Source organism: Draconibacterium halophilum (assembly GCF_010448835.1).
Taxonomy (GTDB): domain Bacteria; phylum Bacteroidota; class Bacteroidia; order Bacteroidales; family Prolixibacteraceae; genus Draconibacterium; species Draconibacterium halophilum.
The window spans coordinates 4,430,311-4,445,530 of sequence record NZ_CP048409.1 but is presented as its reverse complement, the minus strand read 5'-3'; the positions used below and the strand labels follow the sequence as shown (position 1 = coordinate 4,445,530).

The 15,220-nt window shown below is 40.4% G+C and carries 13 protein-coding genes and 1 tRNA gene; 9 read left to right on the top strand and 5 right to left on the bottom strand.

Going from position 1 to position 15,220, the window contains the following annotated elements; all coding sequences use genetic code 11:
* The first annotated feature begins 449 nt into the window (after positions 1-449).
* Positions 450-1,085, top strand: coding sequence for an O-methyltransferase (locus G0Q07_RS18075; protein WP_163348472.1), 636 nt, complete (start codon positions 450-452; stop codon positions 1,083-1,085).
* Between the two features lie 11 nt (positions 1,086-1,096).
* Positions 1,097-2,464 carry an APC family permease gene (locus G0Q07_RS18070; protein WP_163348471.1) on the top strand — a complete coding sequence of 456 codons (1,368 nt, stop codon included), beginning with the start codon at positions 1,097-1,099 and terminating at the stop codon, positions 2,462-2,464.
* Between the two features lie 452 nt (positions 2,465-2,916).
* On the opposite strand, the gene G0Q07_RS18065 is transcribed toward G0Q07_RS18070, so the two are convergent.
* Together G0Q07_RS18065 and G0Q07_RS18060 are read right to left on the bottom strand one after the other, a co-directional pair.
* Entirely contained in the window at positions 2,917-5,064 is a 2,148-nt protein-coding gene (locus tag G0Q07_RS18065) for a xanthine dehydrogenase family protein molybdopterin-binding subunit (RefSeq protein WP_163348470.1), read from the bottom strand.
* 37 nt (positions 5,065-5,101) lie between these two features.
* Positions 5,102-5,578, bottom strand: coding sequence for a (2Fe-2S)-binding protein (locus tag G0Q07_RS18060; RefSeq protein ID WP_163348469.1), 477 nt, complete (start codon positions 5,576-5,578; stop codon positions 5,102-5,104).
* A gap of 549 nt (positions 5,579-6,127) precedes the next feature.
* On the opposite strand from G0Q07_RS18060, the gene G0Q07_RS18055 reads away from it, so the two are divergent.
* Together G0Q07_RS18055 and G0Q07_RS18050 are read left to right on the top strand one after the other, a co-directional pair.
* On the top strand, positions 6,128-7,159 hold the full coding sequence (locus tag G0Q07_RS18055; protein ID WP_203532603.1) for a phosphotriesterase family protein: 1,032 nt from the start codon (positions 6,128-6,130) through the stop codon (positions 7,157-7,159).
* A gap of 333 nt (positions 7,160-7,492) precedes the next feature.
* Positions 7,493-9,010: a sulfatase family protein gene (locus tag G0Q07_RS18050; RefSeq protein ID WP_163348468.1), complete on the top strand. Its 1,518-nt coding sequence runs from the start codon at positions 7,493-7,495 to the stop codon at positions 9,008-9,010.
* 154 nt (positions 9,011-9,164) lie between these two features.
* Here G0Q07_RS18050 and G0Q07_RS18045 read toward each other — a convergent pair.
* The 3 genes from G0Q07_RS18045 to folB form a co-directional block, all read right to left on the bottom strand.
* A tRNA-Cys gene (locus G0Q07_RS18045) sits at positions 9,165-9,235 on the bottom strand.
* Between the two features lie 67 nt (positions 9,236-9,302).
* The gene (locus G0Q07_RS18040) at positions 9,303-9,473 is read right to left on the bottom strand and encodes a hypothetical protein (RefSeq protein WP_163348467.1); all 171 of its coding nucleotides are present in this window, start codon (positions 9,471-9,473) and stop codon (positions 9,303-9,305) included.
* A 241-nt stretch (positions 9,474-9,714) separates the two neighbouring features.
* Positions 9,715-10,065, bottom strand: coding sequence for a dihydroneopterin aldolase (gene folB, locus G0Q07_RS18035; RefSeq protein WP_163348466.1), 351 nt, complete (start codon positions 10,063-10,065; stop codon positions 9,715-9,717).
* Between the two features lie 110 nt (positions 10,066-10,175).
* On the opposite strand from folB, the gene G0Q07_RS18030 reads away from it, so the two are divergent.
* The 5 genes from G0Q07_RS18030 (at position 10,176) to G0Q07_RS18010 (ending at position 15,092) form a co-directional block, all read left to right on the top strand.
* A complete protein-coding gene (locus tag G0Q07_RS18030) occupies positions 10,176-11,879 on the top strand; it encodes a glutamine--tRNA ligase/YqeY domain fusion protein (protein WP_163348465.1) in 1,704 nt (567 codons plus the stop codon).
* 208 nt (positions 11,880-12,087) lie between these two features.
* Positions 12,088-12,477 carry a LiaF transmembrane domain-containing protein gene (locus tag G0Q07_RS18025; RefSeq protein WP_163348464.1) on the top strand — a complete coding sequence of 130 codons (390 nt, stop codon included), beginning with the start codon at positions 12,088-12,090 and terminating at the stop codon, positions 12,475-12,477.
* An 88-nt stretch (positions 12,478-12,565) separates the two neighbouring features.
* Positions 12,566-13,288, top strand: a complete 723-nt coding sequence (locus tag G0Q07_RS18020; protein ID WP_163348463.1) for a LiaF transmembrane domain-containing protein — start codon at positions 12,566-12,568, stop codon at positions 13,286-13,288.
* Between the two features lies 1 nt (position 13,289).
* The gene (locus G0Q07_RS18015) at positions 13,290-14,336 is read left to right on the top strand and encodes a sensor histidine kinase (protein WP_163348462.1); all 1,047 of its coding nucleotides are present in this window, start codon (positions 13,290-13,292) and stop codon (positions 14,334-14,336) included.
* Between the two features lie 6 nt (positions 14,337-14,342).
* Entirely contained in the window at positions 14,343-15,092 is a 750-nt protein-coding gene (locus G0Q07_RS18010) for a LytR/AlgR family response regulator transcription factor (protein WP_163348461.1), read from the top strand.
* The last annotated feature ends 128 nt before the right edge of the window (positions 15,093-15,220 follow it).

The window sequence follows — 15,220 nt, the reverse complement described above, 5'->3', positions numbered from 1 at the left end:
CAATTTTCATAATGACCGTTTCCAAGCCACTGAATGTAATTGGGTTAGAACCATGTTTAAAAGGCACTAAAAATTTATGAGGAATGGCGTTTACAAGAGGTATATAAAAGAAAGAAGGAGACTCAACAGTCTCCTTCCTAAATGTTAACCCCCAAACACACAATATGGGATGAATCCCAAATGCATTACAAATATATGGTTTTCTGCATCATTAAAAAAGTAAATACAAAATAAATTATTCTTTTATATAGAAATTTAGATCTTTTGATATGATTGCTATCGAATACATAAATATTATATTCGATAATTAGAATAATGCTGAATTCGTTTTGGTTTGACGATGATAGAAACTTTTAGCGTGTAACCTGAAATCGTAAATCCTTAATTTTTTCAATCAGAATTTATTATCTTGCTTGCGTTTAAGCCAATAATGATTTGAAATTACGATAATGAGACACCGACTGTTTGTGCTATGCTTAATGGGAGTTTTGGCGATTTCTACTGCTTGCGGACAATATCCTGAAACAGAAACCTCGCTGGATAAAAAAGTAAAATCTTTTCTTGAAAAAAATGCTAGTGAGTGGCGCGATATGAATGTGCCGCTGACCGATGGAAAGATTCTCTATGACATTATTGTCGAAAATGGCTATACTTCTGCTGTTGAAATAGGTACATCAACGGGTCACTCTGCAATTTGGATGGCTTGGGCACTAAGTAAAACAGGAGGGAAATTAACCACCATTGAAATTGATAAAACCCGCTACTTACAGGCCAAAGCAAATTTCCGAAAAGCCGGTGTTTCAAAATATATTGATGTGAAACTGGCTGATGCGCATGAGTTAGTACCAGAGTTAAACGGAGAATACGACTTTGTTTTTTGTGATGCCGATAAATACTGGTATAAGAACTACTTCATTGCTATGGATCCTAAGATAAAAAAAGGAGGATGTTTTACCGCTCATAATACGGCATCACGTATAAATGGTATTGGCGAATTTCTTCGTTATGTTGAAGGGCTTGATACGTATAAAACAACTATCGATCGGTCGAGTCGTGCCGGGATTTCAAAAAGTTTTAAAAAGTAAAATAATTCATCTTGCATAATCTGCACAAGAAACTAGAGCGTAGACTTGGCTTATTTCCTGTAACAAATATCGTAATTGCCAATATAATTGGTGCCGGAATATTTACGACTACAGGTTATTTAATGGGCTTTCTTCACAATCCGGTTATTATGTTGGTTTTGTGGGGGATTGGAGGATTGGTGGCTTTTTGTGGTGCTATTTCATTTGGAGAGTTGGGTGCCGCTTTCCCCGAAGCCGGTGGCGAATACGTTTTTATCTCAAAACTGTATTCGCCGTTGTTGGGTTTTTTAAGTGGGTGGCTGTCGCTGATAGTTGGTTTTTCTGCGCCAATAGCGGCTTCTGCAATTGGTTTTGCTAAATACTTCACCTGGGCATTCCCGCAACTGCAAAACTGGCTGATGCTAAACGAAACACTCAGCGTAGATAATTTTAGTCGCTGCATTGCAATTCTGATTATTGTGGGTTTTAGTTTTGTGCATTCGCGAGGCATTGTACAGGGAGCCAGGGTGCAAAATTGGCTAACTTTACTTAAAATACTCTTGGTGGTTGGATTAATAACAGCCGGATTACTTGTGGGCGAAGGAAGCATGCAAAATGTGAGATCGACCTTACCTTTTCACTTTTCGTTTGATAACTGGAAAGCAATTGGCCTTTCGCTAATGTTTATAATGTTTGCCTACAGCGGTTGGAATTCGGCAACTTATATTGGTTCCGAAATTAAAGATCCACGCAAAGTGATACCACGCTCGTTACTAATTTCAACAGTGGCCGTAACGGTGTTGTATATTCTGCTTAACCTGTTTTTTGTATATGCAGTGCCGGCATCTCAAATGCGTAATGAACCCGAGATTGGTGGTTTGGCTGCCGGATTGGCATTTGGAACAACCGCAGAAACAATTATCTCATTGCTCATTTCTTTTGCACTTTTTTCTTCGTTAAGCGCATTTATTATTCTCGGTCCGAGGGTTTATTACAAAATGGCTAGCGACGGGTTGTTTTTTAAGTCGATCGCACGAATCAATAAAAAACACCAGGTGCCTGTTAACGCAATTCTGTTGCAGGCAGCTATTGCCATTGTTTTAGTTTTATCAGGTACTTTCGAGCAAATATTAACTTATATGGGATTTTCGCTTGGCATATTTCCGATTATTGCGGTGGCCGGCAATATAAAATTACGAAGATCAAAACATTCAAGGCTGCGTTTACCGGGTTATCCATATGCACAGGTCTTTTTTATTGTGGTGAATATTTCAATTTTGGTTCTTGCCTATTTCGAGCGTCCTGTAGAGTCGAGCATTGCAGTGTTAACGGCACTGTCGGGCATTCCGGTTTATTATTGGTTTCAACGAAAAAAAGTTAAACGCGCTGAAGTGCCTTAAGTATCAATTCAATTTGCTCTTTTGTTTGTTGCTGCAGCCGTTTGTGGTCATCGTCCAGGATTGGATCGCCATAGCGAATAGTAACGTGCGTATGCAGTTTTCCTAACTGCCGAAAAAAGTGTTCTTTACAACCCAGGCATCATTAACATCTATAAAATCTATAGTCAACGTAATTTCAGGAATATCTCATTCGGAAGCAATATTGAAACTTCCGTTTTGAAACTTTTTAGTTAGCCTCCCATTGAAGTCGTTCCTTCAGGAAAAAGAATGACTGGAATTCCATTGTTTACTTACTTTTTTATTTTTTTCATCGTCAGCCGAAGGCTTTTGGATTTTTCCAGTCAACAGAAATTGATTTTGTAATGCGTGCACCAAAGCCACAGACGACCATTATAGCTTGGTTTCTTTTAAAATTAAGCTATCTGACAAGACGAATAGATTTTAGTTTGTGTTCATACATTTTTTAAAGCTTGAAGCACTTTTTTAGGTGTCATCGCTATTTCTAATAACCGGGCTCCTGTTAGATCATAAATGGCATTTCCAATTACGGCCCCCATACAAACTATCGCAGGTTCTCCGCCTCCCTGCGGAGGTGCATTTCGTTGCAAAATTTTGGTTTCTATTTCCGGAATCCATGAAAAACGTGGAATTTCATAGGTATCGAAATTTTTAGTTTTTACCTTGCCTCCTTCAAATTCCATAAACTCTTTCAGAGCATAACCCAGCCCCATGTTTATGCAACCCTCCATTTGAATGGTGGCTCCCTGCGGATTCACACAAAATCCCATTTCCTGTGCTACCCAAACTTTTAGCACTTTTACCTCACCGGTTTCTTTGTTTACATCCACTTTGGCAATGTGCGCTACATAAGTTCCGGCATCAGAACCAATGGCAACCCCGAAACCTCTTCCCGATGGTGATTTCGCCGGTTTCCAGTCGGCCATTTCTGCCACCGCTTCCAGCACATCAATGGCACGTTGGTCCTTCAGGTTTTTTAGCCTGAACTCAACCGGATCGATTCCCGCTTTAGATGCCATAATATCCACCTGCGTTTCGCGGGCAAAGGTATTGGTGCTGTTTCCTGGTCCGCGCCACGCTCCGGTGTAGAAAGGATGTATTCCCGGGGCCGTCCATCCGCGTCCGTAAACCGTTCTTTTCTGATGAGGCACATCGTACATGGTTTCAGAACCGCGATCGCCTGCATAAAAAACATGATAATCCCAGAAGTTAATTTTACCGTTATCATCAATTCCCGAGTTTATTTTTACGATAGCTGCCGGACGAAATGTATCATAGAAAAACTCTTCCTCACGATTCCAGTCAACCATGATCGGTTTTCCTGTGAGTTTAGCTAGTTTTGCAGCCTCAACGGCTTGTCCATGGGCTGATTTTCCACCAAATCCACCACCCAGATACGGAGGTTTCACTCTAACATTATCCTCTTCCATTCCCAATATCCGTGCGATATTTGATTGTGCCGGAAACGGTGTTTGAGTTCCGGCCCAAACGGTCATTTTATCGCCATCGAGATAAGCCATTGCAGTGTGTGGTTCCATGGGCGAATGTGCAACATATCCGTCATGGAATTCATTATTGAAAACCGAAGTTGCCAGTTCTTCTCCTTTTGATATGTCTCCCTCGTTAATATTTACATTTCCTTCCGGAGCACGTTCATTCAGGTAGTCGAAAAGGTTATCGTTGCTCACCGGTTTGTTTGCCTCCTCAAATTTGGCGCGGAACAAGTCTCGTGCTTGTTCTGCCATTTCCGGATCTTCATGCAAAGCGGCCACCAGATCGCCATCTCTTACAATTTGTACTCCTTCCACTTTTTCAGCCTCCGCTGTATCTGCCGAAATCAACTTTGCCCCGTGTGATGGCGGACGTAACAAGCGGGCATAAAGCATTCCCGGCAAACGCATGTCGCCAGAGTATTTGGCCTTTCCGGTAACTTTTTCCTGGCTGTCGGCACGGAATTTCGGCTTGCCCATTATTTTGTATTTCGAATAATCTTTAACGGTAGATTCGTTTTTAGCAACACGTTCTATACGCTGGCCATTGGTAAGTTGAGCATATGTAATCTTTTCACTTTGATCCTGACGATTAAAAACCACTCCTTTTTTAACATCCAGATTATCGATGTCCGTACCCAGTTTTTCGGCAGCCAGTTCCAGTAATACGGTGCGGGCTTCTGCCGCTGCTGCCAACATCGATGGCCCGAACATCCGTGTAGTCAGCGAACCAAAAGTTCCCATGTCCCATGGACAGAGATCGGTGTCGCCCATCACCATTTCAACATTTTCATAGGCTACATCCAGCTCATCGGCCAGCATCATTGCCAGGCCGGTGTTTACGCCCTGGCCCATTTCTATTTTACCGGTATAACACGATACTTTCCCATTCTCGTGAATCCGTAAAAATGCATTAAAATCATCGGGAAGGCGACGTTGTTCACCTTCGGCCGCCATCAGTTTTAGCGCTGCACCTGCATGAAAGAAAACGTAAATACCTCCGCCAAGTAAACGAATAAAGTTCCGGCGTTTTATGGTGTTGGTTGAAGTGTGTCCTTCTATATAATCCTGATAATCTTTTGCCTTATCCATGTTGTTGTTTTTAAGTTTTGAATACATAAAAGCTGAATCACTTGCCGTTTTGCATTTCGTTTGCTGCGGCTTCAATCGCGTCAAGAATACGGTTGTGTGCTCCACAGCGGCACAGGTTGTCTTCCATGCCCAAAATAATATCTTCCCGGCTCGGAGTTGGCTGGTCGTTTAGTAGTCCAACGGCATTCATAATCATGCCCGGCGTGCAGTAGCCGCATTGAAGCGCATCGTGGTCGGCAAATGCCTGCTGCACAGGGTGCAATTTTTCTCCCCTTGCCAGTCCCTCGATAGTAACGACGTCTTTACCGGCGACTTCACCTATGGTAGTCGCGCATGACCGGGTTGCCGAGTTGTTGATGAGTACGGTGCAGGCACCGCAATATCCCTCGCCGCAACCATATTTGGTGCCGGTCAGGTTAAAATGTGTTCGCAAAACCCAAAGAAGTTTTTTCGATTCTTCAAGTTCTACCGAAACATCCTTTCCGTTTAAAGTAAATTCGATTTTCGCTTTCATTGCAGTTGGTTTAATATGATTTAATTTTCACCTAGATCTCGATGTTATTCTGATTTCTACGTGAAACTATTTTTGTAGATACACCATTTCTCCCAAATTTAATAAGAATAAATCACAATCAAACGAACATGAATTTTCATTTTTCAAATTCACCAACCTGCCTATCGTCAGGCAGGCAAGAAGAATTGTCCGTCAGCTGACGGAAATCGAGAGTTACCTCGAATACAAATGAAATTAACAATTTTAATGAGATGAAAATGGGCAAATGTTAGTGGTGTTCTTTTTGGGGGATAACGATAGAATAAGTACCGGATGGGATGCGTATAGCAATAAAGAACTATACAAATCGGTCGTCAACATAGAATCATAAAACATAGAGCAGGAAAGAAGTGTGTTTTAAATAAATAACATTTAATCAGCGGTTTAGTCGGTTGATAGGTAAGTGCATTCGAAATGCGCAACATTTCATACCGCTCACGGTTGTATCTAATAAATAGAAACTGAAATTTTACTAATATTGTAAGTATGAATAAAGCAATGTACAAAATCATGAATAAGATTAGAAACATAACTGCGATGATTTTATCATTGATAATAGCTTGTGGCTGTGCATCATCTGATAAATCACCACGGATACAGGATGTAAAAGGAGTACATAAAGTAAGCGCTGATAAAATATGGTTGACACACGAACATACATTGGTTGATTTTATTGGAGCCGATAGCATACAACCTGATTCATGGAATCATGATTCGGTAATCAATAAAGTTAAGCCTTACTTCGATGAGCTTAAAGCATTCGATGTAAGTTATTTTGTTGATGCCACACCTAAATACCTGGGAAGAGATGTATTGCTTCTTGAGAAAATTGCTAATAAAACAGGTATTAGTATAATTACAAATACAGGTCTTTATGGGGCTCGCAATAACAAATATATTCCTCAATATGCTCATGAAATGACAGCAAGGGCTCTTGCCGAAACCTGGATTAATGAATGTGAGAATGGAATTGATGGAACTTCCATTAAACCTGGATTTATTAAAATTGGTGTTGATAATTCTGATCCCTTACATACAATGCATCAAAAATTGGTAAAAGCTGCTGCTCTTACTCATTTAAAAACAGGTTTAACCATCGTGTCACACACGGGAAAGGCAAAGGGTTTATGGCCACAGCTGGAAATTCTTAAAGAAATGGGAGTTTCACCAGCGTCTTTTATTTGGGTTCATGCTCAGGCAGAAGATAATAATGATAGTTATCTTAAAGCTGCAGAGGAAGGATGCTGGATAAGCCTCGATGGATTGGGCTGGGAATTAGAAAAACACATTGAAAAAATATTATTTGCAAAAGAAAATGGAATTTTAGATAAAATTTTAATTTCACACGATTCTGGTTGGTACGATCCGCAAAAAGAAAATCAAACGATCAAACCGTTCACTAATATTTTCAAGAAACTCTATCCCGAACTTAAAACGCATGGTTTCACCGATGATGAATTTAAACTATTAATTAGTGTTAATCCTGCTAAAGCTTTCTCGATGGAAATTAGAAACTTCCCTATAAATGGATATGATAAATAATATGACGAGGCATAATAATATTATCTATGAGTAATGGTAGAAAAAGTGCTTCAGGATGTAAGTTTCTAATACAACCTCAAGTTGGCGGCTGGAAATGATTATTGTATAAAATAATTAAGATATCCGGAAGATCTACCTTCACTCTGAAAAGAAATCGATAAAAAACAGGGTTACCTCTCTTGCAGAGCAAAGGTATACGAAGTATGTATGACCGGGGTTGTGAAGATTTGACCGGAATCCTGACTATTGGCAGATAAGTGAATTGTTCTTGCACCGTGACCAAACAATGTTCACTATAAATTTTTCAAATTAGATATTTAAATTGCAAACAATATGAGACCTAATCTACTCCTACTTATTTTTTTCTTAGCCGCATTTGCACTTCAATCGTGTACCCAACAAGAAACTAAATCGCAAAAGCCACCAAATATCGTATTTATTTTGGCTGATGATTTGGGTTATGGCGACATTTCGGCCTTGAATCCGGAATCGAAAATTAAAACACCAGAATTGGATAAACTGGCGAGCGCGGGCATACGGTTTTCCGACGCCCACTCCAATTCATCGGTATGTACACCCACACGCTATGGAATTTTAACTGGACAATATTGTTGGCGAAGCCGAATGAAAAAAGGAGTATTGTTGGGGTATAGTCCAAGTTTAATAGAAGAAAATACGCAAACTGTAGCAAAGTTCTTACAAAAGCAGGGCTACACTACCGCCTGTATTGGAAAGTGGCACCTGGGTGTTGATTTTAGATTAAAAGATGGAACCTACATTGAAGGAAAACCCGGCGTTGATTTCGATCGTAAATTAATTGGATTTAATGACTACAAAAAGATTGATTTTTCAGCGCCTGCCAAAGGAGGTCCAAAAGGTGCAGGTTTCGACTATTCGTATATCTTGCCGGCATCGCTCGATTTTGAGCCCTATATGTACCTCGAGAATAATTTAGCTGTTGAAGCGCCTACCGATTCCACTCCCGGCAACGATTTAAATGCCGATCCTTGGGCAACCGGTGCTTTCTGGAGGAAAGGGCAAATGGCACCTTCCTTTAGTTTCGAGGGGGTTTTGCCAACATTTACCAATAAGGCAAGCGACTTTTTGGCACAACAAAAAAAGGCCGAAAAACCATTCTTTCTGTACTTTCCGATGAATGCACCACACACGCCCTGGGTGCCTACCGATGAATTTAAAAACAGTTCGCCCGTAGGGCAATATGGCGATTTTGTACAAATGGTTGACGCCGAGGTGGGAAAGATCTTAGCAAGTTTGAAAGAAAACGGATTGGAAGAAAATACACTTGTGGTTTTTACCAGCGACAATGGTGCCTATTGGCGTCCCGAATTAATTGAACGTTTTGGGCACCGTTCCAATGTAGATTTTAGAGGAATGAAAGCCGACATCTGGGAAGGTGGACATCATATCCCGTTTTTTGTAAAATGGCCGGGTGTGGTAAATGCGGGTTCAATTTCGGATGAAACCATTTCGCTTACCGATTTCTTTGCAACTGTGCAGGATCTTTTTACCGACAAAGGCACAAAGCCAAAGGATAGTTTTTCCGTACTTCCGGTTTTAAAAGCTGAACAAACGGAGATTGACCGGGCACCAGTAATTCATCATTCTGGAAGTGGAAAATTTGCCATTCGCAGTGGTAAATGGAAATTAATAGAAGGTTTGGGATCAGGAGGTTTTACCGAACCTAAATTTCCAGAACCAAAGGAAGGCGAACCCGTTGGACAACTGTATGATATGGTTAATGATTTACAGGAAACCAATAATGTTTACCTGTCGGAACCTAAGGTGGTTAAGGAGTTAACTGAAAAACTAGAATCGATGAGAGGATATTAGAGCCGTGTGCAGGATGAAACATGTAATATTTGAGATTACGATCTTAATTACAAATACTATGAACAGACAATTTTGAAAAGTTATTTCGGAAATAGCCTGACTACATGCTGATTAGAAAAGAAAAAAGAGAGCCGGTTATTGCTCTCTTTTGATGAGGTTCCTGGCGGAGTCGAACCGCCGTACACGGTTTTGCAGACCGCTGCCTAGCCACTCGGCCAAGGAACCTTATACGTTTTCGGAATGCAAAAATATAAAATTTTGCAGTTCTCACAACACAAAAAAATAAAAGGCGTTATTTTCTTCTGTTTTGCCAATTGGCATTTACATGTAAGTTGCTGGCACCTACCTGCCAGCCGGCTTCTGTTATTTTTGGATTATTCCCCTCGTAAAGCTCACGCTTCTTTTCTGCAGCGCATGATTTTCGGCACTGTCCTTCATTTAAATTACTCGAACTATAAAACATCGGTATAAGGTTGAATTATTTTTCGAAAATACGAAAAATAAGTTCGAATAATTTGATTTATATCAGCATTGCGCTGGGGGGTAAATATTTAATAACATGGAATTATATTAGCATTCGGTCATTTCGAGTGAAACGAGAATTGAAAATCATCGGAGCTAAATCTGTTGCAGATGAGCTAAAAAGGTAAAGATTTCTCACTTTCGTTCCTCAAGTTTCGAAATGACAAGTTCAGATGGGCTTATTAGCGCTCCAACGTAACGCTCACCCGTTCTATTTCGCCTCCCATTGGCGGATTCATTTTCGAGATCTTCACGCGGGCCTTATCAATTGCAGGGAACCGGTCGTAAAGGGTATCCAGAATACGTTTACTAACATTTTCCAACAAGGCAGATTTTATTTGCATCACCTCTTTTACGGTTTCATAAACCGCCTGGTAATTCAGTGCATCATCCAGGTTGTCGCTTTTTGCCGCTGCATTGCAATTAGTTTCCAAACGCAGATACACTTCAAAGTGGTTGCCAACAACTTGTTCGGCTGCAAAATGCCCGTGGTAGGCATAAAATTTCATTCCCTCAATTTCAATAACTCCCATTCCGAATTAAAATTAATGCAACAAAAGTAATAATTTGAACAGGTGTTAAGTGTACTCACAAATCATTTTTTAATTTTGTAGACTTATTCAATAGGGGAGAACTCAAGAAAATGGCAGAAAAAAATTCCAATACCAATGCTGAAGCGCCTAAAAAGGCGAATTTCATTCATGCACAAATCGACGCCGATTTAGCTGCAGGTAAAAATGATAAACGTGTGCATACACGCTTTCCCCCCGAGCCAAACGGTTATTTGCACATTGGTCACGCCAAATCGATCTGTTTAAATTTCGGGTTAGCGCAAAAATACGGAGGTAAAACGAACCTTCGTTTTGATGATACCAACCCATCAAAAGAGGAAACAGAATATGTTGAATCGATTATGGCAGATGTTCGTTGGCTGGGATTCGACTGGGAGGATCGTTTGTATTATGCATCCGACAATTTCCCAAAATTACATGCTTTTGCCGTTCAATTGATTGAAGAAGGAAAAGCTTATGTTGATGATCAGAATGCTGAAACCATAAGCGAGCAAAAAGGAACGCCGCAAAAACCCGGTATTGAAAGTCCGTTCAGAAATCGTTCGGTTCAAACAAACCTCGATTTATTTGAGCGGATGACAATGGGTGAATTTGAAGAGGGCGAAAAAGTGGTGCGTGCAAAAATAGATATGGCATCGCCAAATATGCACATGCGCGATCCGATCATTTACCGGATTATGAAAGCTGAACATCACCGCACCGGAAACAAATGGTGTGTGTACCCGATGTACGATTTTGCCCATGGGCAATGCGACTACTGGGAAGGAATCACTCATTCAATCTGTACCCTGGAGTTTGAGGTGCACCGTCCGTTATACGACTGGTTTATTACTCAGTTAATGGATTCGGATTACCGACCACGCCAAATCGAGTTTTCGCGTTTGAACCTTACTTATACTGTAATGAGCAAGCGAAAATTGCTGGAGTTGGTAAAAGACGGTCATGTTAATGGCTGGGACGATCCACGGATGCCAACTATTTCCGGTTTACGCCGCAGGGGTTATACGCCTGAATCGATCCGTAATTTTTCGGATAAAATTGGTGTAACTAAAGTTGACGGAATGACCGATGTGTCGGTACTTGAATTCAGTGTGCGCGAGCATTTAAATAAAATTGCACAGCGGGTAATGGGCGTAATTGATCCACTAAAAGTAGTTATCACCAATTATCCTGAAGATAAGGAAGAAATACTGAGCGCCGTAAACAACCCGGAAGATGAGTCGATGGGACGTCGGGATGTACCATTTTCGCGCGAGGTTTATATTGAGCAAAGCGATTTTATGGAAGATCCTCCACGTAAGTTCTTCCGTCTTGGTCCGGGCCGCGAAGTTCGTTTGCGCTACGGTTACCTTATTAAATGTAACGAAGTTGTTAAAGACGAAAACGGCAAAATTGTTGAATTACATTGTACTTACGATCCGGAGTCAAAAGGAGGGAAATCTTCCGACGGCCGAAAAGTAAAAGGAGTGGTACACTGGGTATCGGCAAAACATGCGGTAAAAGCAGAGGTTCGTTTGTATGATCGTTTGTTTAACAATGAAGATCCAAACGGGCACAAAGATGTAGACTTTAAGGAGTTTATGAACCCAGAATCGTTAAAAGTACTGGATAACTGTTACCTGGAGCCTTTTGTTAAAACAGCTAAGGCGCTTGATCATTTTCAGTTTGAGCGAACAGGTTATTTTAATCTGGATCCGGACTCAACGCCCGAGTTACCGGTGTTTAACCGAACGGTTCCCTTGCGCGATTCGTGGACTAAAAAGCAAAAGAAATAAAAGACAAAAGGTTGTTTTCAAATCGGGAACAACCTTTTTTTATACCCCGATTCTGGTATTTCGGTGGCAGAATCCTTGCAAAATCTCTGTTCTTGTTAATACTTGCATTTGCCCATTTACCGATTCATAACCTTTGTTAACCGAATGTAAACTGTTTGGCAGGCTTGCGATAGTTACATTTGGGTGTGTAATATCAAAAAACAGCATCATGGAAAAAGTACCACAGGAAAAAACGCATAGGAAAGAGAACTCAAAAGAGGTTTTAGCTTTAGTTTTAATCGGTATTGGTTTATTATGGATATTAAAACAAACCGGTTTCTTTTTTAAGTTCCCGTTTTTAAACTTTCATGAAATATTTAGTCCGATAACAAGTGTCTTTCATGGAGTTGGGCATTTTGTTTTTTCATGGCCTGTTATTTTAATCATTATCGGAGCAGTATTAATGGCCGGTAAACGTTCGGGTGGCCTGGTGTTGCTGATTATTGGAGGCCTGTTTTTATTACCAAAACTGATTTTCATTTCAGGAGCGGCAATTGTGTTCTTGTTCCCGGTAATTTTAATTGCATTGGGAATTGCCTTAATCGCGCGTTTGTTGTAGCCCGTAGTTGCAAAAGAAAGTAAATCCGCTAAAAATTGGACAGTGTTTAGTGGATAATCAATAGTTTAGGACAGTTAAAAATTTTATCATGGATAATAAACCGGAGAATACAAACAGAAGAGCCATCCTTGGCTTATTTCTAATTGTGATAGGTTCATTGTGGATTTTCGAGCGCCTCGATCTTATTCCGTCGTTTTGGAACGATATTCTTATCTCGTGGCAAATGCTGCTAATCGGAATTGGGGTTTTCTCCATTATTGGAGGCAACAAAACTACCGGAACGGTACTTATCATTATCGGGGGATTCTTTTTGGTCCCCGAGGTAGCACACATCCCTTATGAACTGAGGCGAATTGGATGGCCGGTACTTATAATTGGAATTGGTGTAGCCATTTTAGTCACGCACTCGGGCAAACGGAGCACAATGGAGCCTCCTAATTTTCAAGCGGGAGAGCAAAAAGGTATCGAATATTTCGATGATTTTGTGATCTTTGGTGGTCGCGAAGTGTACGTAAATTCTCAAAATTTTATGGGTGGAAGAACCACTTCCATCTTTGGTGGTACTGAATATGATTTACGTCAGGCAAAACTTTCGGGTAATGGTGCCGTTATCGACACGCTTGCCTTATTTGGTGGCTGTGGTTTTAAAGTACCGCCCGACTGGACGGTAAAAAATGAAGTAACCGCTATTTTTGGTGGCTATACCGATAAACGTGGAAACTCACTAAATCAAATTGTCCCCGATGCATCGAAGACACTGGTAATAAAAGGTTTTGCAGCTTTTGGCGGTGTAGAGATTAAATACCTGTAAAATGGACTTTAAACATCCTTTTATAAAAACTCCGCGCCTGGCGATTTCATACATTGCATTTTGGCTGATTTTGGCGGTTGTGATGGTGCTGGTGGTAGTAACTGTTGGCGAAAGCGATTTTATTACCGCAATGACCGATCGTTTTGCTTACGTCGTTCTTTTCGGATTTCTGGGAGTGGCCATCTGGTATGTCATTAAATTCAGTACCCTTGAAGATAACAGTGTTGGACGCGTAATACTGGCGCATGTTATTGCCGCCACAATCATCGTATTAATTTGGTTATACATTGGTACTGTTATTACAAAGCTCATTAATCCCGGGCAGCTGCAGGAAGATAATAATTACCTGTTTACCGGAATTTACAACGGGTACTTACTTTATACCTTTAATGTGGTGTTTTTCTACGCGGTAAATTATTACCTGGCTTTTAAAGAAAAAACCAAAAACGAAACAAAATTAAAAGCGCTGGTAAAAGAGGCCGAACTGCACGCATTAAAATCGCAGATCAACCCACACTTTTTGTTTAACAGTTTGAACAGTATTTCGTCGCTAACGATGACCGATCCTGCAAAAGCACAGGAAATGGTCATCAACCTATCGCAGCTGATGCGTTATTCGCTAAAACATGACCAGCGCGAAAAAGTAACTGTTCAGCAGGAAATAAATAATAATGAGCTTTACCTGAAGATTGAAAAAGTACGTTTTGGGAAAAAGCTAAATCCCGTTTTTGCTATTGAAGAAAACTGTTCAAAGGCAGAAATTCCGAATATGATACTTCAGCCGCTGTACGAAAATGCGATAAAATATGGCGTTTACGAGGCAACGGAAACCATTGATGTAATTACCCATTGCAGATGCGATGATAATAAATTAGTGGTTACCATTAGCAATAGCTATGATAAAGATGCAGTAAGCAAGAAAGGCGAAGGAATCGGACTGCGTAATATCCGCGACCGCCTGCAGGTGATCTACGGAAACCCACATTTGCTGAAAATTGAAGATAATCAAAACGAATTTACCGTAACTTTAACCATTCCTCAAAATTAGAATAAGATGACTGAAAAATTGCGCACAATTATAGTTGAAGATGAAGAACTGGCTCGTAACCTGATGAAATCGTTTTTGGCCGACAACGAAGCTATTGAACTGATTGCTGAATGCGAAAACGGTTTTGAAGGCGTAAAACAAATCAATGACTTAAAACCCGATCTGGTTTTTCTCGATATTCAAATGCCAAAAATCACCGGTTTTGAACTGCTGGAGTTGCTCGACCACAAACCACAGATAATTTTTGCCACAGCCTACGATCAATATGCTTTAAAGGCGTTTGATTACAATGCTGCCGATTATTTGTTAAAACCATATTCGAGAGATCGTTTGGATGAAGCCATTCAGAAAGTGCTGGAGCGCATCCAAACCGAAGGAAAAGATTCGGATGTGGCCGAAAAAGTAAGTGATTTTCCAAAGGACGAATACCTCGATCGTGTGGTGGTAAAAGATCGCCACAAAATTCATATCGCCCCGGTTGATGCCGTACGTTATATCGAATCGATGGATGATTACGTAATGATCTACACTACCGAAGGCCGCTGGATGAAACAAAAAACAATGAAATATTTTGAAAGTGCGCTGAATCCGAAAAACTTTGTGCGTATCCACCGCAGTTACATTGTGAAAGTGGATGAGATTGAAGAAATTCAGCAATACGAAAAGGAATCGTACATTGTTATTCTGCACGACAAAACAAAATTAAAAGTCAGTAAAACAGGCTATAAGAATTTAAAGGGTGTGTTGAATTTTTAATCCGGATCTCAAGCTAAATTGTAGAAAATACCTCCTTAAACGTTGTTCGAATCAATAATATGTATTCGTGCTGTTTTTATACAGCAATATTTCTTCGTGCTTTGTGATTTATATCGTTTTTCACATAC

Excerpts from the sequence above, each read along its gene's own strand:
- G0Q07_RS18075 (WP_163348472.1), top strand. The coding sequence starts at position 450 with ATGAGACACCGACTGTTTGTGCTATGCTTAATGGGAGTTTTGGCGATT.
- G0Q07_RS18065 (WP_163348470.1), bottom strand. The coding sequence starts at position 5,064 with ATGGATAAGGCAAAAGATTATCAGGATTATATAGAAGGACACACTTCA.
- G0Q07_RS18060 (WP_163348469.1), bottom strand. The coding sequence starts at position 5,578 with ATGAAAGCGAAAATCGAATTTACTTTAAACGGAAAGGATGTTTCGGTA.
- G0Q07_RS18055 (WP_203532603.1), top strand. The coding sequence starts at position 6,128 with ATGAATAAGATTAGAAACATAACTGCGATGATTTTATCATTGATAATA.
- G0Q07_RS18050 (WP_163348468.1), top strand. The coding sequence starts at position 7,493 with ATGAGACCTAATCTACTCCTACTTATTTTTTTCTTAGCCGCATTTGCA.
- G0Q07_RS18040 (WP_163348467.1), bottom strand. The coding sequence starts at position 9,473 with ATGTTTTATAGTTCGAGTAATTTAAATGAAGGACAGTGCCGAAAATCA.
- folB (WP_163348466.1), bottom strand. The coding sequence starts at position 10,065 with ATGGGAGTTATTGAAATTGAGGGAATGAAATTTTATGCCTACCACGGG.
- G0Q07_RS18030 (WP_163348465.1), top strand. The coding sequence starts at position 10,176 with ATGGCAGAAAAAAATTCCAATACCAATGCTGAAGCGCCTAAAAAGGCG.
- G0Q07_RS18025 (WP_163348464.1), top strand. The coding sequence starts at position 12,088 with ATGGAAAAAGTACCACAGGAAAAAACGCATAGGAAAGAGAACTCAAAA.
- G0Q07_RS18020 (WP_163348463.1), top strand. The coding sequence starts at position 12,566 with ATGGATAATAAACCGGAGAATACAAACAGAAGAGCCATCCTTGGCTTA.
- G0Q07_RS18015 (WP_163348462.1), top strand. The coding sequence starts at position 13,290 with ATGGACTTTAAACATCCTTTTATAAAAACTCCGCGCCTGGCGATTTCA.
- G0Q07_RS18010 (WP_163348461.1), top strand. The coding sequence starts at position 14,343 with ATGACTGAAAAATTGCGCACAATTATAGTTGAAGATGAAGAACTGGCT.